The organism is Ruegeria sp. HKCCD6119, from assembly GCF_013110585.1.
GTDB lineage: Bacteria > Pseudomonadota > Alphaproteobacteria > Rhodobacterales > Rhodobacteraceae > Ruegeria.
On record NZ_WVQV01000004.1, the window covers coordinates 196,051 to 219,494 of the forward strand.

Annotated in this window: 19 protein-coding genes; 12 read left to right on the forward strand and 7 right to left on the reverse strand. The window is 56.8% G+C overall.

The window, feature by feature from the left end:
• Positions 1-32 precede the first annotated feature (32 nt).
• Together GS611_RS12505 and GS611_RS12510 are read left to right on the forward strand one after the other, a co-directional pair.
• Positions 33-1,142 carry a LysM peptidoglycan-binding domain-containing protein gene (locus tag GS611_RS12505; protein WP_171636092.1) on the forward strand — a complete coding sequence of 370 codons (1,110 nt, stop codon included), beginning with the start codon at positions 33-35 and terminating at the stop codon, positions 1,140-1,142.
• A 265-nt stretch (positions 1,143-1,407) separates the two neighbouring features.
• Positions 1,408-2,370 (forward strand): glycosyltransferase family 2 protein, encoded by a 963-nt coding sequence (locus tag GS611_RS12510; protein WP_371732259.1) that lies wholly within the window; start codon positions 1,408-1,410, stop codon positions 2,368-2,370.
• Between the two features lie 575 nt (positions 2,371-2,945).
• Here the strand turns inward: GS611_RS12510 and GS611_RS12515 are convergent.
• The 3 genes from GS611_RS12515 to GS611_RS12525 form a co-directional block, all read right to left on the reverse strand.
• Complete coding sequence (locus GS611_RS12515; protein WP_171636096.1) at positions 2,946-5,159, reverse strand: NADP-dependent isocitrate dehydrogenase; 2,214 nt, start codon at positions 5,157-5,159, stop codon at positions 2,946-2,948.
• 318 nt (positions 5,160-5,477) lie between these two features.
• The gene (locus GS611_RS12520) at positions 5,478-6,536 is read right to left on the reverse strand and encodes an ABC transporter ATP-binding protein (RefSeq protein WP_171636098.1); all 1,059 of its coding nucleotides are present in this window, start codon (positions 6,534-6,536) and stop codon (positions 5,478-5,480) included.
• On the reverse strand, positions 6,533-7,339 hold the full coding sequence (locus GS611_RS12525; protein ID WP_171636100.1) for an IclR family transcriptional regulator C-terminal domain-containing protein: 807 nt from the start codon (positions 7,337-7,339) through the stop codon (positions 6,533-6,535). Before GS611_RS12525 ends, GS611_RS12520 begins: the two co-directional genes overlap by 4 nt.
• A 141-nt stretch (positions 7,340-7,480) precedes the next feature.
• Here GS611_RS12525 and GS611_RS12530 point away from each other — a divergent pair, with 141 nt between their 5' ends.
• The 10 genes from GS611_RS12530 (at position 7,481) to GS611_RS12575 (ending at position 18,745) form a co-directional block, all read left to right on the forward strand.
• Positions 7,481-8,740, forward strand: coding sequence for an ABC transporter substrate-binding protein (locus GS611_RS12530; RefSeq protein WP_171636102.1), 1,260 nt, complete (start codon positions 7,481-7,483; stop codon positions 8,738-8,740).
• A gap of 92 nt (positions 8,741-8,832) precedes the next feature.
• Positions 8,833-9,759 (forward strand): carbohydrate ABC transporter permease, encoded by a 927-nt coding sequence (locus GS611_RS12535; RefSeq protein WP_171636104.1) that lies wholly within the window; start codon positions 8,833-8,835, stop codon positions 9,757-9,759.
• A gap of 1 nt (position 9,760) precedes the next feature.
• A complete protein-coding gene (locus GS611_RS12540; protein WP_170345350.1) occupies positions 9,761-10,609 on the forward strand; it encodes a carbohydrate ABC transporter permease in 849 nt (282 codons plus the stop codon).
• Positions 10,606-11,946: an alpha-glucosidase/alpha-galactosidase gene (locus tag GS611_RS12545; RefSeq protein WP_171636106.1), complete on the forward strand. Its 1,341-nt coding sequence runs from the start codon at positions 10,606-10,608 to the stop codon at positions 11,944-11,946. Before GS611_RS12540 ends, GS611_RS12545 begins: the two co-directional genes overlap by 4 nt.
• A gap of 58 nt (positions 11,947-12,004) precedes the next feature.
• Positions 12,005-13,711: an IlvD/Edd family dehydratase gene (locus GS611_RS12550; protein ID WP_171636108.1), complete on the forward strand. Its 1,707-nt coding sequence runs from the start codon at positions 12,005-12,007 to the stop codon at positions 13,709-13,711.
• Positions 13,711-14,475: an SDR family NAD(P)-dependent oxidoreductase gene (locus tag GS611_RS12555; RefSeq protein ID WP_171636111.1), complete on the forward strand. Its 765-nt coding sequence runs from the start codon at positions 13,711-13,713 to the stop codon at positions 14,473-14,475. Before GS611_RS12550 ends, GS611_RS12555 begins: the two co-directional genes overlap by 1 nt.
• Positions 14,476-14,479: 4 nt before the next feature.
• The gene (locus tag GS611_RS12560; RefSeq protein WP_171636113.1) at positions 14,480-15,373 is read left to right on the forward strand and encodes a 2-dehydro-3-deoxygalactonokinase; all 894 of its coding nucleotides are present in this window, start codon (positions 14,480-14,482) and stop codon (positions 15,371-15,373) included.
• On the forward strand, positions 15,370-15,975 hold the full coding sequence (locus tag GS611_RS12565) for a 2-dehydro-3-deoxy-6-phosphogalactonate aldolase (protein ID WP_171636115.1): 606 nt from the start codon (positions 15,370-15,372) through the stop codon (positions 15,973-15,975). The genes GS611_RS12560 and GS611_RS12565 overlap by 4 nt, the downstream gene beginning before the upstream one ends.
• A complete protein-coding gene (locus GS611_RS12570; RefSeq protein ID WP_171636116.1) occupies positions 15,972-16,832 on the forward strand; it encodes an SMP-30/gluconolactonase/LRE family protein in 861 nt (286 codons plus the stop codon). Before GS611_RS12565 ends, GS611_RS12570 begins: the two co-directional genes overlap by 4 nt.
• Complete coding sequence (locus tag GS611_RS12575; protein WP_171636118.1) at positions 16,829-18,745, forward strand: beta-galactosidase; 1,917 nt, start codon at positions 16,829-16,831, stop codon at positions 18,743-18,745. Before GS611_RS12570 ends, GS611_RS12575 begins: the two co-directional genes overlap by 4 nt.
• Before the next feature lie 40 nt (positions 18,746-18,785).
• Here the strand turns inward: GS611_RS12575 and GS611_RS12580 are convergent, their stop codons facing one another.
• The 4 genes from GS611_RS12580 to GS611_RS12595 all read right to left on the reverse strand — a co-directional run bounded on the left by GS611_RS12580 (position 18,786) and on the right by GS611_RS12595 (position 23,340).
• A complete protein-coding gene (locus tag GS611_RS12580) occupies positions 18,786-20,057 on the reverse strand; it encodes an ABC transporter permease (RefSeq protein ID WP_171636120.1) in 1,272 nt (423 codons plus the stop codon).
• Positions 20,054-20,974 carry an ABC transporter permease gene (locus GS611_RS12585; protein WP_171119259.1) on the reverse strand — a complete coding sequence of 307 codons (921 nt, stop codon included), beginning with the start codon at positions 20,972-20,974 and terminating at the stop codon, positions 20,054-20,056. The genes GS611_RS12580 and GS611_RS12585 overlap by 4 nt, the downstream gene beginning before the upstream one ends.
• 12 nt (positions 20,975-20,986) lie before the next feature.
• Positions 20,987-22,099 (reverse strand): ABC transporter ATP-binding protein, encoded by a 1,113-nt coding sequence (locus GS611_RS12590; protein ID WP_171636122.1) that lies wholly within the window; start codon positions 22,097-22,099, stop codon positions 20,987-20,989.
• 116 nt (positions 22,100-22,215) lie between these two features.
• A complete protein-coding gene (locus GS611_RS12595; protein ID WP_171636124.1) occupies positions 22,216-23,340 on the reverse strand; it encodes an extracellular solute-binding protein in 1,125 nt (374 codons plus the stop codon).
• Positions 23,341-23,444 lie beyond the last annotated feature (104 nt).

Genomic DNA, 23,444 nt, shown 5'->3' on the forward strand with positions numbered 1-23,444 from the left:
GCCTGACAAACTAAAGTCTGGAGGAAGTGGACATGTTTAACGAGAAGATGAAAAAGGTAGCGCTTTCAGCAACTGCTATTACCGCTCTGAGCGCAGGTGCCGCTGCAGCACAGGAAGCTTGCACCAACTATACCGTCCAAGACGGCGACACCATGGCGACCATTGCAATCGCAGCCTACGGCACGTCGAACTATCAGCCGATCTTCAACGCGAACCGGAACGAAATCACCAACCCCAACGCTCTGGAGCCAGGTCTGGTTCTGGCCCTTCCCTGTGAGGACGGTAGCCTGCCCAATGGTCAGAGCGCGCAGGAAATCATCGCAGCTGAAGAACAACGCGCGGCCAGCGTCAAACGTTCGAGCGTCTACCAGCCACCGATCAAGCTGGTGACCGGCAATGGCTGGGCACCTTTCGCCGATGAATCGCTGAACGGCGGCGGAGCAATCACCCGTCTGGGCACCACGGCTTTGCAGCGTGGCGGCAACGCGCGCGACTATTCCGTAAGCTTCGTGGATGATTGGAACTCGCACTTGGAAACTCTTCTGCCTCTTGGCGCCTTTGACGTGTCCATGGCGTGGAACATGCCGGATTGCACCAACCGCACCTACGAATGGTCCTGGGAAACCGAGGTGCGCTGCACCCAGTTCGATTCATCTGTTCCGGTCTACGACATTGTCGTCGGGTTCTACACCATTCCGGAAAGCCAGTATGCGAACGCGACAACCTTTGAAGAGCTGAAGGGCGCCACGATCTGCCGTATGGATGGCTGGTTCATCCATGATCTGGAACAGGAAGGTCTGCACAACGGTGAAACCATGACGCTGATGCAGCCGATCACCGCACGCGAATGCCTTGACGCGGTCCTGACCGGCACCGCAGATGTTGCAACCTTTGAAGTTCAGCTGTTCTCGGACACAATGGTTGAAATGGGCCTGAACCAAAACGACCTGGTTGAGAACCCGTACGTGACCTCGCTTTCCTCGCTGCGCTTTATCAGCCACCGCAGCAATCCGTTCGGCAAGCAATACCTGGCGATGCTGAACAAAGGCCTGAACGAGATGCGCGAAACCGGGGAATGGTATGCGATCGTCTCCGACACGCTGCGCGAGCACAACGAAAAACTGATGGCAGCGTCGAACTGATCCCTCGGTTCAGCTGAAACTTTGGGGCCGGTTCTTCAATCGGCCCCTTTTTTGTCAGCGTCAAACACGAGGTTTTTCAGAATGACAAATTTTGGCCTCTTATCTGCTTCATAACAGCCTCAAATACGCAGCACCTTCAACCCCAAGCACGATCATCATTCAATTGATGCCAATGAAAGAGCGTGATTTGCATATGATACAGGGCGCCTTCAATATTCAGAATAACTCACCGTCGTCCGCGACCAGATCGGATTTGGACGTTGCAGTGATCTTGCCCTGCTACAACGAGGCCGTTGCCATAGGTGAAACCGTTCGGCAATTCCGCGCGGCCCTGCCCGACGCAACGATTTACGTATATGACAACAATTCCACCGACGACTCCGTCAAGGTCGCGCTTGAGGCAGGCGCGCGGGTCTATTCCGAAACATACCAGGGCAAAGGCAACGTGGTCCGTCGAATGTTTGCCGACGTTGATGCGGATGTCTACGTTATGGCTGACGGGGATGCGACCTATGACAGCGCGGCGGCGCCGGAATTGATCGACATGCTCGTTTCGCAGAATCTGGATATGGTCAACGGCGCCCGTGTGAATGAAGAAACTGAAGCCTATCGGCGCGGCCACAAATTTGGCAACGCGTTGTTCAGTTGGCTTGTGAAATTCTTCTTCAACAGCAAAATCAACGACCTGCTTTCGGGTTACCGCGTTTTCAGCAGACGCTTTGTCAAAAGCTTCCCCGCAGTATCAAACGGGTTCGAGATTGAAACAGAGCTAACAGTTCATGCGATGCAGATGCGCATGCCAATCGGTGAGGTTCAAACAAGGTATTCGTCACGCCTGCCGGATTCGAACTCTAAGCTGGCGACGTTTTCCGACGGGTGGCGGATTCTCAAAATGATCGGCTTGTTGATCAAGGATGAAAAGCCCGTTGCGTTTTTCCTGTCATTGGCCGTGTTGATGTTTTTGCCTTCGCTCTTTGTGTTTACATCCGTATTCCGGGAATTTTTGGAAACAGGGCTTGTCGATAGAATTCCGTCTGTCGTCGTCGCAGTATCCGGTTTTGTTGCGACAATGCTGTCCATCGTCTGCGCTTTGATTCTGGAATCTCTGGCTCTTGCCCGGAGGGAAGCACGTCGTCTGTCATATTTGCAGCACAAAGGTGTAGCTGCGTCAGGCGTTGACCAAATCAAGCCATCGCTTGTCGAGGCTCAAACCCGTCGATTTGGCTGATTAAAATCAACCCCCAGTTCAATGCTAGGCAAATGAACGGCCTGTTCGCGCGTAAGCGTCTGAACACGCTGGTTTGTTCAAGGGGTTGGTGAACCAGATACGCAAATGGCCAGCACCCCAAATGCTGGCCATTTTTCTGAGTGAGTGATATAGCCCTAAGGCCTCACCAGTGAAATTCTTTGTCCCCAAATACCTAACGCGGACTGAAAACCGGCGCTATTGGGGGAATCCCGTAAATCTAAAATTTTTCCAAAAATCAGGATCTTTCGATCCTTGCTGACCGCCCTGTTCGCAGTTTCAGGAAAGCGATCGAAACTTGCGCCTGGTGTCCGGACGGCCCAAGCGCTGGAATCCAACGTGATGCGCAGATGTTTACCGGGCACACATTGCGCAAGTCGTTCATAGAACCTGACAAGGTTGGTTTTAACGGCGCAGCCACAGCAAGCTACAGATCGTCAGGCGTAAGGTTCGGGGCGGGTCTTTGGGCAATCCCGCGTTCCATGAAAAGGACCGCGCAAAGGCGGTCCCTTCGTGTTTTGATGTCGGACGAAACTCGCCCGCCTGTTAGACGGCGATCAGCCGATGATTGCGTTCAGCGTAGCGCTGGGGCGCATCACAGCGGCGGTTTTGATCGGGTCAGTGTGATAGTACCCGCCCAAATCCACCGACGGTCCTTGGACTGCGGCCAGTTCCGACAAGATCTGCTCTTCTTTCTCTGCCAGCGCTTTTGCAAGTGGTGCCATTTCAGCTGCCAGATCGGCATCGTCAGATTGGGCAGCCAAGGCTTGGGCCCAGTAGCGCGCGAACCAGTAGTGGCTGTCGCGGTTGTCCGGTTCGCCGACTTTTCGACTTGGCGACCGGTTGTTGTCCAAAATGCCCTGAGTTGCGGCCTCTGCCGCAGCGCCAAGAACACCTGCCTTCGCGTTTCCTTTGGCGTCGGCCAGGAAGTTCAGTGATTCCCCAAGCGCGCAGAATTCACCCATCGAATCCCAGCGCAGGTGATTTTCCTCGACCAATTGCTGCACGTGTTTCGGTGCCGAGCCCCCTGCCCCGGTTTCGAACAGGCCGCCGCCATTCATAAGCTTGACGATCGACAGCATCTTGGCCGAGGTGCCCAGTTCGAGAATCGGGAACAGGTCGGTCAGATAGTCACGCAGCACGTTGCCGGTGATGGCGATGCTGTCCTTTCCGGCGGTGATGGTTTCCAGCGTCTGGCGCGTTGCCTCGCGCGGGGCCATGATCTGGAACTTGTCAGCCACGCCCGCAGCCTCGAGCGCCGGTTCGACATATTTGATCAGCTCTGCGTCGTGGGCACGGTTCGCATCCAGCCAGAAGATCGCCTCGGATCCGGTCAGGCGCTGACGGTCCATCGCCAACTGTATCCAGTTCTCGATCGGCGCCTTCTTGACGGTGCAGGCCCGCCAGATGTCACCCTTTTCGACCTCGTGCGAAAGCAGGGCCTCGCCATTGGCCAGAACGATGCGCATTGTGCCGTCGGCGGGCGCCTCGAAGGTGGTCGGGTGGCTGCCGTATTCCTCGGCCTTCTGCGCCATAAGGCCAACATTTGCGACCGCACCGGCAGTGGCGGGATTCAATGCACCATTGGCTTTGAAGAACTTGATGCTTTCATCATAAACAGTTGCATAGCACCGGTCGGGGATGACGCAATTTGTATCACCCTTGGCACCGGTCTCATCCCAACCCTTGCCGCCCGCGCGGATCACCGCTGGCATCGAAGCATCAATGATCACGTCGGAAGGAACATGCAGGTTGGTGATGCCCTTGTCGCTATCCACCATATACATGGATGGACGATCAGACTTGATCGCGTTTATTGCGGCGACGATCTCGGCATTGTTTTGTACCCGCTCAAGCAAATCGCCAAGACCCGAGTTCGGATTCACACCCAGCGCATCCAGTTCCGCACCGAATTTGTCGAAAACCGGCGCCAACCAGGCCTTGACCGCATAGCCAAAGATGATCGGGTCCGAGACCTTCATCATCGTGGCTTTCAGGTGCAACGAGAACATTGTGCCGTCTTTCTTGGTGTCCTCGATGGCCTCTGCAAGAAAGGATGACAGTGCTTTGACCGACATGAAGGTCGCATCAGCCACGGTGCCTTCGTCCAGCGGCCACGCGTTCTTAAGGACAGTCACACTGCCGTCTTTGCTGACAAACTCGATCCTTGCATCGCCCGCTTGGGCAGCGGTGATGGTGGACGATTTCTCATTGGCGTAAAAATCGTTGCCCGACATGGACGAGACTTTGGTTTTGCTGTCCGAGGTCCATTCGCCCATGGAATGCGGGTTGTTGCGGGCATAGTTTTTGACAGCCCGCGCCGCACGGCGGTCACTGTTACCTTCACGCAGAACCGGGTTCACGGCCGAGCCTTTGATGGCATCATAACGCGCACGGATCGCCTTTTCTTCGTCGGTCGAAGGTTCTTCGGGATAGGCCGGGATATCATAGCCTTGCGACTGCAACTCTTCTATGGCGGCCACCAGTTGCGGAACCGATGCCGAGATGTTCGGCAGCTTGATCACATTGGCGTCCGGGGTTTTTACCAGCTCACCCAATGCTGCCAGATCGTCCGAGACACGCTGCTCATCCGTCAGGTTTTCGGGGAAGGCTGCCAGAATGCGCCCGGCCAGTGAAATGTCCTTGGTCCCCACGCTGACGCCAGCAGCCGAAGCGAACTTGCGAATGATGGGCAGGAACGAGGCGCTGGCCAGTTCGGGCGCTTCGTCTACAATGGTATACAATATGTCGAAGTTCGATTTATCTGCCATATTCTTTTACCTTTTTAAGCCTTTCGGGGCGTGCGATCCAAGAGTTGAAGCCACTTCAGCGTGGCGCGGGAGGGGCGCGATCACGATACCGCCCCTGGGTGACTCTGTTTTGACAGGGCCTCCCTTAAATCACGTTACGCTGGGAATCAATCATCTGTGCCCGCGCGTTTTGCCACGGGCTGGGCTTGGATGGCTTTTGATGTCATCAGCTCAACGTTTCACCCGGCTGTCTTGGGCGTTTCCCTTCAGGTCACGCCACATGTTTTCCATGAAGCTGCCCGGCTGGTCCCACGAATTTTTTCGGGTTGCGGCCAAGGATTACCGAAATCTCTGCCCTGTCTCGGGATCAAATACCATGGCACGGTCAGGTTGAATGGATATGCCAATCCGGTCGCCGGTTTTGCTGCGCTGGTCATCCCGCTCTTCCACAATCAGTTTGTCCCCATTTGGCGTCAGCAAATACGAGTAGGATACACCCCCAAGCGCTTCGGTCAGGTCCACAGTGCAGGTGTCGGCAGACCGGTCGATGTGAATATGTTCAGGGCGCATCCCCAACGTCACCTTGCCCGTTCCGGCAGGAACAGTTGCCGAGACCGGCAATGGCTGGCCCAAAGCGGGATGGGTGACATGGCCGTCAGTATATTCGCAATCAAGAAAGTTCATCGCGGGCGAACCGATGAAACCTGCAACAAACCGGTTGTCAGGATCACGGTACAGATCCATCGGGGCGCCGACCTGTTCGATCCGGCCATCGCGCAGCACCACAATCTTGTCGGCCATCGTCATGGCTTCGACCTGATCATGGGTCACATAGATCATGGTTGCACCGATTTCCTGATGCAGACGCGCGATTTCGACGCGCATCTCGACACGCAATTCAGCGTCCAAGTTGGACAGGGGTTCGTCAAACAGAAAAACCTCGGGCCCGCGTACAATCGCCCGCCCGATCGCAACCCTTTGCCGTTGCCCCCCGGACAGGGCCTTGGGTTTGCGCTTGAGGTAAGGATCAAGCTTCAGGATGCTCGAAGCCTCCTGCACCTTCTGGTCGATCTCGGCTTTTGGGACACCATTCATGCGCAGACCAAATCCCATGTTTTCCGCCACTGACATGTGCGGGTAGAGCGCATAAGTCTGAAACACCATCGCCACGCCGCGCTTGGCTGGATCCATATGTGTCACCTCGCGCGATCCGATGTGAATCTCACCTTCCGAGGTTTCTTCCAGCCCTGCAATCATCCGCAACAACGTGGATTTTCCGCACCCTGAAGGCCCTACAAAAACGCAGAACTCACCATCTTCGATTTGCAGGTCGATCCCATGAATGACCTGTGTCTGACCGTACCGTTTGATTGCCCGATTCAGAGTTACACCTGTCATGTCATCAGCATCCTGTCGTTTTTGGAACTAGGGCCTGTTTCGGGAAACCGCCAGGCTTGTGCCTCGGTTCCGATTTGTTCAGCCACGCGCCGCAAGCGCGGCACCCAGGCTTCGAGTTGATCGAAATCCATTCGTTCGGTGGACCCGGTTATCGAAATTGCCCCAAGCATCCGACCGTTCGACGTCAGAACTGGGCAGGCGATGCATATGATGCCAGGCTCGTGCTCTTCATCATCGATGGCAAATCCCCGGCTGCGAATTCTGTCAAGATCAGCCCGCAACATCTTTTCGGATGTCAGAGTTTTGTTGGTGAAGCGGTGATAGCTTTGCTGCGACGCCGCCCTGTTCAACGCATCTTCGTCCAAAAATGCCAGCATCGCCTTGCCGACCCCTGTGCAGTAGGCCGGGCCAACTTTACCAGCCTGAGAGTACATCTCGATTGGTTGTGCGGCGTTGCGTTTGTCGACGTAAAGAACCTGACTGGAATCAAGCTGCGCCAGATGCACGGTTTCACCGGTTTCTTGACTGAGGGCATCCATAAAAGGTCGCGCTATCGGGGCCAATGAGCTTTGCGTCCATGCCGCATGGGCCAACCGTACCAGCCGCATTCCGGGCGCATAGGTCTGCCTGTCGCGGTTATAAGACAGCATTCCCTGGTTGGTCAGAGATTGCAGAAATCGATACAGGGTCGCCTTTGGAAAATCGCTGCTTTCCAAAAGTTCAGCGAATCGAACGGGGCGCTCGAACGATGCTACGTGATCCAGCACATCACATGCTTTGCCTATAGTTCCGTCACCTGACACGGGCCATCATTCTCCTCCGATTATCCCTCGCCATCCTCACGAGGGTCTTGACAACAGTAACCGAGTCGATGTGTAGTTTTCAATATATAAAACAAGGTTTCATTATTTGGAACCTTGTGGGAGAGAAACAGGGAGGAAACTATGTATTCAACTTTCAAGCGCACGACGGCTGCGCTGGCGCTTGGTGTCGCGATGGCGGCACCAGCAGCTGCGGAACTCACCGGAGAGCTACGGATCTTTCTGGACACATCGAACCCGGCGCCACGCGCGACGATGGAGGCGATGATCGAACGGTTCGGGGCACAGCATCCGGGGTTGGAAATCGAAACAACCGTCATCGACCGCGAAGCCTATAAAACGCAGATCCGGAACTTCCTGACGGCTGACACCCCGGACGTGGCCACGTGGTACGCGGCCAACCGTATGAAACCATATGTCGAGGCGGGTCTGTTCGAGGACGTTTCAGATTTGTGGGCCGAGCCCGAGATCGCCGACAATCTCGCTTCGACCAAGGGCGCTTTGACAATCGACGGCAAGCAATGGGGTGTGCCGTATACCTATTATCAGTGGGGTGTCTACTATCGCAAAGACATCTTTGACGAGCTGGGCCTGAGCGAGCCGACTACTTGGGAAGAAGAACTGTCCAACTGCCAGAAAATCGTCGATTCAGGACGCGCCTGCTACACGATCGGCACCAAGTTCCTTTGGACCGCTGGTGGCTGGTTTGACTACTTGAACATGCGCACAAACGGCTTTGATTTTCATCAGCAATTGGCCAATGGCGAAGTCAGCTGGGAAGACGACCGGGTCAAGCAGACCTTCGCCAACTGGAAACAGTTGATCGACATGGGCGCATTCATCGACAACCACCAGACCTACAGCTGGCAGGAAGCGCTGCCCTTCATGGTCAATGGTGAGGCAGCAGCCTATCTGATGGGCAACTTCGCAGTGGCACCGTTGCGCGATGCGGGCCTGACAGATGACCAGCTGGATTTCTACCAGTTCGTCGCGATCAATCCCGATGTTGAGCTGGCCGAAGACGCTCCGACAGACACGTTCCACATCCCGACCAATGCTTCGAACAAGGAAGCTGCGCGCGAATTCCTGCGTTTTGTGGTCTCTGCTGATGAACAGACCGAAATCAACAACGGCGCGAATCTCGGCCAATTGCCGGTCAACGCGCAATCCGCTGTGGATGACGACAAGTTCCTGCAACAGGGCTTTGAAATGCTTTCGTCCAACAGCCCCGGTGGGGTAGCCCAGTTCTGGGACCGCGACGCGCCTGCGGAAATGGCCAAAGTGTCCATGGAAGGTTTCCAGGAATTCATGGTCAAACCCGACAACTTGGACCGGATACTGGCCAAACTCGAACGCGCGCGCGAGCGTATTTACGATAACTGATCAGGCAAGGGTCGGGCCAAAGCCCGGCCCACGCTCCTTTGAATCGTAGGGCGGGTTCCGACCCGCCTTGCTCCAACAGACCCGAGTTTCCAATGACAGTTGCAGCCGACGCCTCAGAACAGGAAAGCTGGTTCCATCGCAATCAACAACGCATCGCACCCTGGCTGTTTCTGGCCCCCGGGATGCTGTTCTTCTTGGTCTATGTGATTATCCCGGTATTCCAGTCCTTCAACCTGTCGCTTTACGAGTGGGACGGCCTGGGCGCTGCGGAATACGTCGGCTTTCGCAACTACGAAGACCTCTATTGGGAATGGGTAGACCGGGATGCTTTCTACATCTCGATGAAGAACAATCTGATCTGGCTGATCCTGTACCTGGCCGCGATTCCGGCAGGTTTGTTCATCGCCCTGTTCCTGAACCAGACAGTTTGGGGCATCCGCCTGTATAAGTCCCTGTTTTTCTTTCCTTTCGTGATTTCTCAGGTCGTGGTGGGGCTGGTGTTCACCTGGTTCTACGATCCGACCTTCGGGTTGCTGAACGAATTCCTCGACCTCTTCGGCCTTGGTCCCCTGAACGTGCTTGGCGATGAGCGCTTTGTGACCTACGGCATCATCTTCGCCGGCCTCTGGCCACAAACCGCCTATTGCATGATCCTGTACCTCACCGGCCTGAACGCTGTGGACCCGGAACAGATCGAAGCGGGACGCCTGGACGGGGCCAAGGGTTGGAAGATGCTTTGGCACATCATCATCCCACAATTGCGGCCCGCAACCTTTATCGCGTTTGTCGTGACCATCATCGGCGCATTACGGTCATTCGACCTGATCTCGATCATGACACAAGGCGGACCTTTCGGATCCTCCCGCGTGCTGGCCTATTACATGTTCGAGGTCGCCCTGTCCGAATATGGCTTCCGCATGGGTTATGGCGCGGCCATCGCCGTGATCCTTTTCCTGATCATGTTGTGCTTCATCGCCTACTTCCTGTGGTCGATGTACCGTGAAGAGAAGGGGCGCTGAGATGTTTCCCAAACCCATCGAAAAACAACCCCGCGCGGCGCAGATCACGTATCAAGCCATGCTTCCATTGGCCCTTCTGTTGTGGCTGGGTCCCCTGCTGGCGGTTGCTCTTTTCTCGGTAAAACCCGCTGCTGACTTCACCAACGCGAATTACTGGGGAATGCCGTCCAGCTTTGAAGGCGCCTTTAACTATGGTCAGGTGTTCTTTAATTCGGACATGCCGCGATACCTGCTGAATTCATTCATGATCACCGTCCCTACCGTGATCGGAGCGGTGGCGCTCAGCTGCATGACCGGCTTCGCGCTTGGCATTTACAAGTTCAAGTCGAACCTCTGGATCTTTTTCATGTTCGTGGCTGGGAATTTCGTGCCCTTTCAGATCCTGATGGTGCCGGTTCGGGATCTGACCCTGCAACTTGGGCTCTACAACACCAAGACCGGGCTGGTCCTGTTTCACATCGCCTTCCAGACCGGGTTCTGCACCCTGTTCATGCGCAACTTCATCCGCGCCCTGCCCTTTGAACTGATCGAGGCAGCACGGGTCGAAGGCATCAGCGAATGGCGCATCTTCTGGTACGTGGTCCTGCCGCTGATGAAGCCCGCGATCGCCGCGCTCAGCGTGCTGATCTTCACCTTCATCTGGAACGACTATTTCTGGGCCGTCGTCCTGACGCAAGGCGCGGAAAGCCAGCCTGTAACTGCCGGAATCACCAGTTTCAACGCACAATTCCGCGCCGCTTATCAATTGATGAGCGCGGGCTCCATCGTGGCGGCTCTGCCACCGGTGGCCATGTTCTTCCTGATGCAGAAACACTTCATTGCGGGTTTGACCCTCGGAGCTGTGAAATGACCAAAATTACCTTTATCGGTGCCGGGTCCACAATTTTCATGCAGAACATCGTTGGAGATGCTCTGTTGACCCCTGCGCTGGCCGACAGTCACTTTGCGCTTATGGATATCGACCCCCAGCGCCTTGCGGAAAGCGAAGCAGTTGCGCGCTCCATGATCCGCTCGGTCGGGGCCGGGGCGACTGTCTCGACCCATACCGACCGCCGTGCGGCGCTGGACGGGGCCGATTTCGTCATCACCGCCTTTCAGGTCGGGGGGTACAAGCCCTGTACGATCACCGATTTCGAGATCCCCAAGCAGTATGGCTTGCGTCAAACCATCGCTGATACGCTGGGCGTCGGAGGAATCATGCGAGGCCTGCGCACGGTTCCGGTGCTTTGGGATGTCGCAGGGGACATGATGCAACTCTGTCCGAACGCGACATTGCTGCAGTACGTAAATCCGATGGCCATCAACACCTGGGCACTGGCCGAACGCTTCCCTTCCCTGAAACATGTGGGCCTTTGCCATTCGGTTCAAAATACGGTCGAGGAACTGGCCCATGATCTGGATCTGCCAAAGGATGAGTTCCGCTACAAAGTCGCGGGCGTCAATCACGTGGCATTCTTTCTGAAACTGGAACATCAGGGCCGCGACCTGTATCCGGCACTGCGACGGGGCTATCACGCGGGGAAATTCCCGAAGGCACCGCTGCTGATGCCGCGCTGCCCCAACAAGGTGCGGTACGAGGTGATGGATCATCTGGGCTATTTCTGCACAGAAAGCTCGGAACACCTGGCCGAATACGTGCCGTGGTTCATCAAGGACGGGCGACAGGACCTGATCGAGGAATTCTCGATCCCGCTGGACGAATACCCCACCCGCTGCGTCGAGCAGGTCGAGATGTGGAAGAAACAGGCCAAGACCCTGACCGACGGGCGCAATATCGATGTCACGCGCAGCCACGAATTCGCCGCCGACCTGATGAACGCGATCGCAACGAACACGCCCTACATGGCCTATGGCAACCTGCCCAATACCGGCCAGATCCCGCAACTGCCCATGGGCGCGGCGGTAGAAACCCCCTGCCTGGTCGACAGCAACGGCGTACAGCCTTCTGTCGTGACCGACATCCCGCCGCAGTTGATTGCCCTGATGCGCACCCAGATCAACGTACAGGAACTGACTGTTCGGGCCCTGACAGAACAAAACCCCGAATATATCTATCACGCCGCGATGATGGATCCGCACACCGCCGCCGAACTGGACCTGCGCCAGATCCGAAACCTTGTCACGGATCTGCTGACGGCCCATAACGATTGGCTGCCCGACTGGTGCCGACCGGCCCGCGCCGCCTGATCTTCATCATTTTACAAATACTCAGATCCAACTTCAGCCAAGAAAAACAAAGCCAGACATGATAAAACGCCGCTCACAGCATTGGTATGGAAAACTCGACAAGGATGGCTTCATCCACCGGTCGTGGATGAAAAACCAGGGCTTTCCCGACCACGCTTTTGACGGACGACCCATAATTGGCATCTGCAACACCTGGTCGGAACTGACCCCCTGTAACTCGGGCCTGCGCGACCTGGCCGAGGGCGTAAAACGCGGCGTGTGGGAGGCGGGCGGCTTCCCGGTCGAATTCCCCGTCATGTCGCTGGGTGAAACCCAGATGAAACCCACCGCGATGCTGTTCCGCAACCTGCTGGCCATGGATGTCGAAGAATCGATCCGCGCCTATGGTATTGACGGAGTCGTTCTGTTGGGCGGCTGCGACAAGACCACGCCGGGGCAACTGATGGGGGCCGCTTCAGTCGATCTGCCTTCGATCGTCGTCAGTTCAGGCCCGATGCTGAACGGTAAATACCGTGGACAGGATATCGGATCCGGCACCGACGTCTGGAAGTTTTCCGAAGCGGTTCGGGCCGGCGAAATGACCTTGCAGGATTTCATGAACGCCGAATCCGGCATGTCGCGCAGCGCTGGTGTCTGCATGACCATGGGCACGGCGTCCACCATGGCATCGCTGGTCGAGGCGATGGGCATGAGCCTGCCCACCAATGCCGCGCTTCCGGCGGTCGACGCCCGCCGCATGGCGCTGGCGCACATGACCGGCCGGCGCATCGTCGAGATGGTGGAAGAAGACCTCAAGCCCTCGGACATCCTGACCAAAGAGGCGTTTGAGAACGCCATCCTCGCCAATGCCGCCGTAGGAGGCTCGACCAACGCTGTGGTTCACCTGCTGGCGCTGGCGGGACGTGTCGGGGTTGACCTGACCCTGAAAGACTTTGAAATCGGATCCGAAATACCGCTGCTGGTCAACTGCATGCCGTCGGGCAAATACCTGATGGAAGACTTCTGCTACGCAGGCGGCATGCCGGTTGTACTGAATGAACTCAAATCGTTCCTGCGCCCGGCAAAGACGGTTCTGAACAAGGATATCTCAGCACATTACGAAGGGGCCGAGTGTTACAACTCGGACGTCATCCGTCCCTTCGATGATCCTGTAAAGCCCGCTGCGGGCCTGCGAGTTCTGCGCGGCAACCTTGCGCCGAATGGGGCAATCGTCAAGCCTTCGGCGGCCACTGACGCGCTTCTTGAAACCGAGGGCGAGGCTTTTGTGTTCGACAACATCGAAGACCTGAAGGCCAATATAGACCGTGAAGACCTGCCGGTCACGGCCAAGAGCATTCTGGTGCTCAAAGGGTGTGGCCCCAAGGGGTATCCGGGCATGCCCGAGGTCGGCAACCTGCCAATTCCGGCGAAATTGGTGAAAGAGGGTGTGCGAGACATGATCCGGATCTCGGATGCCCGCATGTCGGGAACAGCTTATGGCACCGTCATTTTGCATGTCAGCCCCGAAGCACAGGCGGGTGGCACGCTGGCGCTGGTCAAAAGCGGAGACCGCATCCGTGTTTCAGCCAGCAGCGGCAAACTGGAACTGCTTGTGGACGAAAACGAACTTAACGCCCGCCGCGCCGCGTGGCAACCGGATGATCCGCACTACACACGCGGATATGCAAAACTTTACATCGACCACGTGCTGCAAGCGGATCAGGGGGCGGATCTGGATTTCCTTGTTGGCAAAGACACGCGCCTCGTGACCAGAGAGAGCCACTGATGACCCAACCAGCTACATTCCACGATCTCAACGGGGCCTCCGTCTATATCACCGGCGGCGGCTCGGGCGTCGGTGCGGCGCTGACAGATGGATTCATGGCACAGGGGGCCAATGTGGCCTTCATTGGTCGGTCGGATGCCAGCGGTTTTGTCGAAGAGATGCGCGACAAGCACGGCCGCGCGCCGCTGTTCCTGCAAGGCGACATGACGGATACCGAACTACTGCACGCGACGATGGCCAAAGCTGCCGAGGCTCATGGTCCTTTGAACGTCTTGGTGAACAATGCAGCCAACGATCAACGTCATACGCTTGAGGAAACCACGACGGAATTCTGGGACTGGATGATCGAGGTGAACCTGAAAGCCTATTATTTCGCGTGTCAGGAAGCCGCCCGGCAAATGAAAGATGGCGGGTCGATCATCAATTTCAGCTCGATCAGTTACATGATGGGCAATGCTGGCTATCCGATCTATACGACCTCGAATGCCGGGATTACAGGGATGACACGGTCATTGGCACGAGAACTGGGGCCGAGGAAAATCCGCGTCAACGCTCTGGCCCCCGGCTGGGTTCTGACGCAAAAACAGTTGGATAAATGGGCCACGCCCGAGGATCTGGCGGCGCATTTGGACCGGCAATGTCTGAAAGAGCACCTGAAGCCCGAGGATATGATAGCACCAACACTTTTTCTGGCGTCCAAGGCCAGCCATGCAATGACCGGGCAATGTATGGCTGTTGATGGCGGCGTCGTGGTTTCGGGGTGATGTTATGAACACTGAATGGATCGCCGTCGACTGGGGAACATCTCATTTACGGGCCTGGGCCATGCAGGGTTCGACTGCGCTGGACCATGCGCAATCCGACAAGGGCATGGCGCATGTCGGGCCTGACGGGTTTCAAGCCGCCCTGCTGGATTTGATCGAAAACTGGTTGCCCGGCGCGCCGGTGGATGTGGTCGCTTGCGGAATGGTCGGCGCACGACAGGGCTGGGTGGAAGCCCCTTATTCGACCGTGCCGTCGGACCCCTTGCCGGATGTCCCTATCCGCGTACCCGGATCAGACCCGCGCATTCGGGCCTTTGTCATACCCGGTCTGAAACAGACAACTCCGCCGGATGTGATGCGGGGTGAGGAAACCCAGATTGCCGGATTTCTGGGCGCGCGCCAGAGTTGGGACGGCGTTATCTGCCTGCCCGGAACCCACACGAAATGGGTTCAGGTAAGCGCTGGCGAGGTTGTAAGCTTTCGTACCTTCATGACGGGTGAGTTGTTCGACCTGCTATGTGGTCAGTCCGTGCTGCGGCACTCTGTAGGCCCGGGCTGGGACGAAGACGCTTTCGCCGAGGCGGTTGCGGATACGTTATCAAAGCCCGAACAATTGGCTGCGCGTCTTTTTAACTTGCGAGCTGCGGACTTGCTGCAAGGTCAGGCCAAAGCCACCGCACGCGCGCGCCTTTCCGGATTGTTGATCGGGGCCGAACTGGCCGCGACACGGCCCTATTGGCTAGGGCAGCAACTGGCCATTATCGGAGCAGAAGGCGTGTCGCAGACATATGCAACAGCCTTGCAACGGCAAGGCGCATTCGTGGAAACCGCAAACGCCACCGAGGCAACTCTGGCCGGGCTTGCGCTGGCCCGAAACCTGACAAGGCAAACCGCATGAGCCGTCCCATCATCGCCATATTGCGTGGCTTGCAACCGCACGAAGCCAAAGCCGTTGGCCGCGCCATTATCGATGCCGGCATCGACCGGATCGAAGTGCCGCTCAATTCTCCGGATCCGCTCGACAGTATCGGCACTTTGGTTGATGCGTTTGGAAACCAGGCCCTGATCGGCGCGGGCACTGTTTTGACAGTCGATCAGGTGGACGCTGTGTCGGCCGCCGGAGGCAAGTTGATCGTATCGCCCAACTATGACGCCGAGGTCATCAAGCGTTCCGTCGCGTTGGGCCTGCAAAGCTGGCCGGGGGTTTACACCCCAACCGAAGCCTTTGCAGCCCTCAAGGCCGGGGCCACCGGTTTGAAGCTGTTCCCGGGGGTGATGGCTGGTCCGGCGGGTTTGGCCGCCTTACGTCCGGTTTTGCCCATAGGCTCGCTTGTTTTTGCCGTTGGCGGTGCCGGACCCGAAAATTTCGGGCAATGGATCAAAGCGGGCGCAGATGGCTTTGGGATAGGCTCTGCACTTTACAAACCCGGAATGGATGTCGCCGAAATCGCCGAGCGCGCCCGGCATATCGTTACGGCCTATGACGAGGCCGCCGGATGAGCACTATCTTTGACGATCGCCCCTGCGAGTTGGGCGAAGGCCCGTTGTGGCATCCTGAAAGACGTCAGCTTTTCTGGTTCGATATCATAGGCAAACGTCTGATGACCCGCGAGCGGGGAATGCCCAAAAGCTGGAGCTTCGATGAAAATGTTTCGGCCGCGGGCTGGGTGGATCGCGATACGCTTCTTATGGCGTCGGAAACGGGACTGTGGCGTCTCGATTTGCAATCCGGAAAGCGGAACTTGATCACGCCTCTGGAAGCCGACAACCCCGTCACGCGTTCAAACGATGGCCGCGCCGATCCGTGGGGTGGGTTTTGGATCGGCACAATGGGCAAGCAGGCGGAACCCGGGGCCGGATCAATCTATCGCTTCTGGAAAGGCGAGTTGAGACGATTGGTTCCGGATGTGACAATCTCCAACGCGATCTGTTTTGCCGCCGATCGTTCGGTGGCCTATTTCTGCGACACCGCAACGAAACAAGTCAGGCGCTGGCGTCTGAACGCCGAAACCGGGTGGCCGGAAGGCGACAGCGCAGTTTTTCTGGATTTGCGCAAAGAAGGTCTGAACCCGGATGGCGCGGTCATCGATGCCCAGGGGAATATCTGGATTGCACAATGGGGTGCCAGCCGAATTGCGGCATACAAGGCCGACGGCATGTTTCTGAAGGCCGTTGCATTTGACGCATCCCATACGTCATGTCCCGCTTTCGGGGGCGATGAACTGAATACGCTTTTCTGCACAACGGCCCGTCAGGGATTGAACGCAGAAACAATAGACAGCCAACCGACCAACGGCATGACCTTTGCCGCGCGAAATGCAGGTCAGGGTCAGGCAGAACACAAGGTCATCTTATGAAGCCGGAACTGGGCGTTTGTTATTATCCTGAACATTGGCCGGAAGCGATGTGGGCAGACGATGCCGCGCAAATGGTCGAAACAGGCCTTACATGGGTGCGTATTGGCGAGTTCGCGTGGAGCCGCATCGAGCCGCAATCCGGCGTTTTTCAATTCGAATGGCTAGATCGCGCGATTGAGACACTCGGAGCAGCCGGATTGAAGGTCGTGCTGGGCACGCCAACCGCAACACCGCCGCGCTGGATGCTGGACAAACACCCGGATATGCTGGCCGCCGATGAAAACGGCAACCCGCGCAAGTTCGGATCACGGCGGCATTACTGCTTTAGCCATCAAGGCTATATCGACGAATCTACCCGCATCGCACGCATATTGGGTGAACGGTTCGGTAGGAACCCGCATGTCGTCGCGTGGCAGATTGACAATGAATACGGGTGTCACGACACCACTCTCAGCTACAGCGCAGCTGCTCAACAGGCATTTCGCCATTGGCTGGCCGAACGGTACGGAACAATTGAAACGCTGAACCAGGCGTGGGGCAATGTGTTCTGGTCGATGGAATATCGCAACTTCAGCGAAATCGACCTGCCCAATCAAACGGTGACCGAGCCGAACCCGGCTCATGTACTGGCATTCCGGCGCTTCAGTTCGGATCAGGTCGCGGCTTTCAACAAAGCACAGGTGGATGCGCTGCGCCCGTTGACTGATGCGCCGCTTTTGCACAATTACATGGGCCGTATTCTGGACTTCGACCATTTCAAGGTTGGCGCGGATCTGGATATCGCCACCTGGGACAGTTATCCGATCGGTTTTCTGTCGGACCGGCTGGATGCCGACGACGCGCACAAGACCGCCTTTTTGCAACAGGGTGATCCGGACATGCAGGCGTTTCACCATGATCTCTACCGGGCGGTCGGGCGCGGCCGTTGGTGGGTGATGGAACAACAACCCGGCCCGGTGAATTGGGCACCGTATAATCCGGCGCCCCTGCCCGGAATGGTACGTCTTTGGTCCGTGGAAGCCGTGGCTCATGGTGCCGAGGTGGTGAGTTATTTCCGATGGCGGCAAGCCCCGTTTGCGCAAGAGCAAATGCATGCGGGCTTGCTGACATCGAACAATCACCCTGCTGCTGCACTGGCAGAGGCCCGCCAGACCGCAGATGACCTGAACACGTTGGGCGCGGTGCAACAGATACAGGCCAAAGTGGCCATTCTGTTTGATTACGCCTCGGACTGGGCGTGGACCACACAACCACAAGGCGCGGGATTTGATTATTTCCGATTGGTTTTTTCGGCTTACCGCGCGCTGCGACGGGCCGGTCTTTCGGTAGACTTTGTTTCGGCGAAGGACATTTCCGGTGATTACTCGGTGATCTTTGCCCCCGGTTTGGCCACAATGGATCCTGATTTGGAACAACGTTTGGCAGAGAGATGCGATCTTGCCATTCTGGGACCGCGCGGCGGCGCGATCACCCGCGATTTTCAAATTCCTGAAAAGGGCAGACCCGGTCTGAGAAGGATCGATTGCGATGTTGATCTGGTCGAAACTCTGCCGCCCACGGTTGAACGCGCGGTCAAGGGTGGCGGCGCGGCGCGGCATTGGATCGACCGATTGTCAGGAACGGCCAAAGACTTGCTGAGTTTCGAAGACGGAACACCTGCTCTCAAGGCAGGGGACGGAATCTGGTACTTGGCCGGCTTCCCCGATGCAGACCTTTGGGACCGCGTTATAGCCATGGCGGCGGAAGAAGCCGATTTGACATTGCGCAGGATGCCGCAAGGCCTGCGACTGCGCGAGACGGCCGATCATGCCTTCCTGATCAACTACAACGCAGGACCGGTGGATTGGAACGGGCTCACCGTCGAAGGTTGTGACGTCAAAATCCTGAAACGCAATCCGCCCGAACAAACCTGAGGTCAGTCCGGGCGGATGCCGAGGCTACGAACCTGCGCCGCTATTCGTCGTTTTGCAGGCTATTGGGGTCAAACACCCCGCCGAAACCACTGTTATTGGACGGAGCGTTTTCGGATTCAGGCCCACTATCAGCGCCTTCGCTTTCCTCGCCCCCTAAAGAGTTCGGAGCGAAAACATTGCCAAAGCCGCTGTTGTTCGTCGGTTTCGGGGTGGATTGCGCACCGCCCTGTTCCGCTTCTTCAGCTTCGCGTTGCTTGCGGCGTTCTTCACGCTGCTTACGCAACTCCTGAATACGCTGTTCCGCTTCCAGCTGCTTCTGCTCGCGAATATCGGCGATACACTGCGCCGGATTGTAGGTGGCCGCAGTGCCGACAACTGTGATCGTTGCGACGGCAAATACAACCAACAGAACCGCTGCCATGTTGCCGGAAAAGAAGCTGGGCAGTTTGATCTTGCCGGCCAGCTCCTCAACCGTCGCGTTCTTGCGCGCCGCTGCCACCAGTTCCTGACGTTTCAGCTTGGCTTCGTTCAGCAGAGCGAAGAACACTGTCAGCGCCACGATGATGAAGGCCAGCGCCGAGATTGCGGGTGTGATGCCATACCGGACTTTTTGGGCCAGCTCGATCGTCAACGTCGGGTATTCACCGAAGGTAAAGGTGGTGGTGTTGTAGTTTTCGAACGATGCGAGGAACGCCAACACCGCTGCCGATGCAATCGCCGGACGCATGAACGGCAACAGGATCTTGCGGAAGGCCTGGGCGTGGCTGGCCCCAAGGTCCAGTGCCGCCTCGGTCAGGGCCACGTCGTAGCGCTGCAAGCGTGCCACCAACACCAGCATGCAGTAGCTGGCGATAAAGGTGGATTGGCCGATCACCGTCAGAAAAATGCCATTTGACAGGAAGCTGTCCGCCCCCAGTCCCAGCACCCGGTTGATACGATCCCAGAACACCAGCGTCGAGATACCCAGAACAACACCCGGGATCAGGATCGGAGCTATAATGATCGTATAGTAAGTCGCCCGCAGCTTTGGCCAGATCTGGGTCAGCATCAATGCGCCCGCCAGACCCATGGCCACTGACAGGATGACCGTGCCGATCCCGATGATCAGTGAGTTCTTGATACCGTTCAGGATGCGCTGATCCTGAAACAACTCGCCAAACCACTGGAAGGTCAGGCATTCCCACGGGCTCATCCGCGGGAAGCCGGACGAGTTGAACGCGGTGATCGACATGATCACAAGCGGGCCCAGCAGATACAGGAAGAAGATCGCCAGATAGACCCAGATGCTTATGCGGAGAAAGGAATTGTTCATTTCCCAATATCCCCCATGTTCACTTTGAACAGGCGCATCATGGCCAGCACGAACAGGATACAGGTCACCAGCAGGACGATCGCATAAGCAGCCCCTTGCGGCCAGTCGTTGTTATCGTTGAACTGCTGATAGATCAGCTGTGTGAACCACAGCGACGACGGCCCGCCCAGGATTTGCGGTGCCGCCAGCGCGCCCGCAGACAGCATGAACACCATCGTACAGCCCGAACTGATCCCTGGCTTGGCATAAGGAATGACCACACGCCAATGTATCCGCCACCACGGCGCGCCAAGGTCGCGCGCGGCTTCGATCTGATTTTTGTCCAGGCTTTCTATGACGTTATACATTGGGAAGATCATCAGCAGAATATAGGCATAGCCCAGCCCGGCATAGAGTGCGATATCGTTTCGGATGAAGTCGAACGGCGTATCCCAGACCCCCAGTCCCACGAACAGCGTGTTCAGAACACCGGTTTCACCGAAGATAATGCGCAACGCAAAGGCGCGCAGGATTTCGTTGATCCAGTAAGGGATGATCAGCATGATCGCGAAGATGCGGATATGGCTGCCTTCGGACTGCCCCAGATAGTAGGCGATCGGATAGCAGATGATCAGGTTGAAAATCGTGACGCAAACGGCCGCCACGAGGGTGCGGAAGAACACCCGCAGGTCAACCGTGTTGTAATCCTGACTGCCACCTTCGGGGCCGTATATCAGGTACTTGTAGTTCTCCAGCGTATAGACGTCCTTCGGCCCGCCAATTTCTGGTGGGGGCAGGTTTGGACGGAACGAGAAATCCAGCATCGACAGCTGCGGCAGGATAATAAGGCCGATTGTCCAGAACAAAACCAGACCCAGGATCGCCAAGCCCATACCGGTGCCGTTGCGATTGAAGAATTCTTTCAGAAATCGGGGCATGAACTGTTCCCCTTATTCCGCAGCCAGCTCACCCGCGGGAACGACGACGGCATTATGCGTCTCGTATTCCAGCGTGATGTTCTGTCCGGTGTGGTCCTCGAAGGATTGCCCATGGTTGGGGATCGAGACCTTGATTTCCTTTCCGCCTTCGCCTTCGGTGAAGATGTTGAAGACGTTGCCTTCGAACTCTTCATGATTGACCCGGGCGGTGACGAAGTGATCGCCCGTTGCGCCATCGGGGGCAATTGCAAAGGCCTCGGGGCGGATGAACATCATCGCGTCATCACCTTCTTTCATCTTGCCCTGATTGGCCGTCGAAATCCTTGCCACCAGATCCCCCGAACGGTTGGTCGAGATCAAAGCTTCCTTGCCCATCACTTGCTTGATTTTACCGCGGAACACATTGTTTTCGCCAACGAATGAAGCCGCAAAAGCCGTGTTGGGATCGTTGTAAATCGTCTTCCCGTCGGCGATTTGATCAATCACACCGGCACGCATGACGGCGATATTGTCCGACATGGTCAGCGCTTCACCCTGATCGTGCGTGATGTAGATGAAAGTAATGCCGACACGCTGTTGAATTTCACGCAACTCGGTCCGCATGTGCTGGCGCAGCTTCAGGTCAAGTGCCGACAGAGGCTCATCCAGCAACAGCACGTCCGGTTCGGCGCACAGAGCACGGGCAATAGCAACACGCTGACGTTGACCACCTGACAGTTCACTTGGCAGTTTGTCCCCCTGCCCCGGTAACGCAATCATGTCCAGAAGCTCATCGGCGCGCCTGCGGCGTTCGGCAGCACTGGCCCCTTTGATTTCCATGGAAAACGTGATGTTTTCCCAGACCTTCATCAGCGGGAACAATGCGAGGTTCTGAAAGATCAGCGCCGTCGGGCGCTTGTTGGGCCCGATGCCACGCATATTGTTGCCACCAATCAGGACGTTGCCTTCGCTTGGTTCAAGAAAGCCGGACACTGCCCTCAGAATGGTTGTTTTTCCGCAGCCCGATGGCCCGAGGAAAGAAAAGAAATCTCCCCCGTTGATGTTGACGTTTGCATCGCGCACGGCGACGAAGTCACCGAAACGGATCCACAGGTTTTCCAGATCGACTCCGACCCCTGCACTCATTTTTGGTTTCTCCCTGAGGTGTGTGTTGTCACCACACAGTATTAGCGTCCGCCACGCCGGGACGGCGCGCAGATGGGTGCCCCCCGCAGGATGCGGAGGGCGAAGGTTCGGAACGCTTAAGCGCTTTTGAACTTGTTGACGAACTCGGTCCGGGTTTCAGCATACCACGGCGCTTCTGCCGGCCACGGATTGAGGTTGGCCAGCGAGTCGCCCGGATAGGCCTCGGCAAAGTTCTTCTTGTAGGTGTCGCCGGAATACTGGTCGGCGCCCAACACCGGCGAGTTGTAGCCGTGACTGTCAATGGCGACACCGGCCGGCTTGGCCTGATAGGCAAAGTCGATAAAGGCGTAAACCTGATCGATATTCGCGGCACCAGTCGGCATGGACATACCATCCACCCAAGCCATCGCACCTTCGACGGGTGCCTGATAGTGCACCGGCTCACCTGCGGATTTCAGTGCAAGGGGTGGGCCGTCCCAGGTTTGGCCAACGACAACGCCTTCGTTCAGAAGACCGTTCTTCTGTGTATCGGCGTCGTTCCAGATCAGCTTGATGCGGTCCTTGCGTGCAATACACCAGTCGGTGATCTGGCCCCAAACCTTGCGCATGGTGTCTTCATCACCATATGCCGCCCAGACCGAACCCGGCTCCATCTCGCCAGCGCGTTCCATGTAAAGACCGGCACCCAGCATCATGGAATGCGCGCGGCCCATGGTTTTGCCAGCGTTCGCTTCCGACCACACGTCGCCATAGGATGGTGCATCACCATCCGGCAGCCACAGGTCAGTACGATAAGCAATACCTTCTGTACCCCAGATATGCGGCAGCCAGTGCGCACCTGAATCGCCAAAGTTCCACGCATCAGTACCAATCTTGGCCATGGCCGGGTTCACCAGATCGATCGGAACCTTGTTCATGTCGAAGGGCTGGAGCAGCTCCAGCGGTTCCCACTGCAACGACCGGTTGTTGGTCGGTGAAACGATATCAAAACCCTGGCCCTTGGTGGCCTTCATCTTGTTGATGATCTCTTCGTTCGAGCCGATGCCGGTATAGTTCACCTTGATTCCGGTCAGAGTCTCAAACTCTTCGATGAAACTGGGCGGCAGGTAGTCCGACCACATCAGAATGTTGATTTCGCCCGACGACGCCAGAGCGCTCTTGCTGTAAAGGGGTGCCGCAAGTGCCGCAGCACCTGCGCCTTTCAACACAGAGCGTCTCGAAAGTGACGAATGTTTAACCATAGGTGATCTCCCGTTGTTGGATGAGTTTATTTTTGTCTTTATATTCATAGGACTTTCTGTGCCCGTTCGTCAGTCCAAAAGTGACAGTTTGCGGAAATCTTATA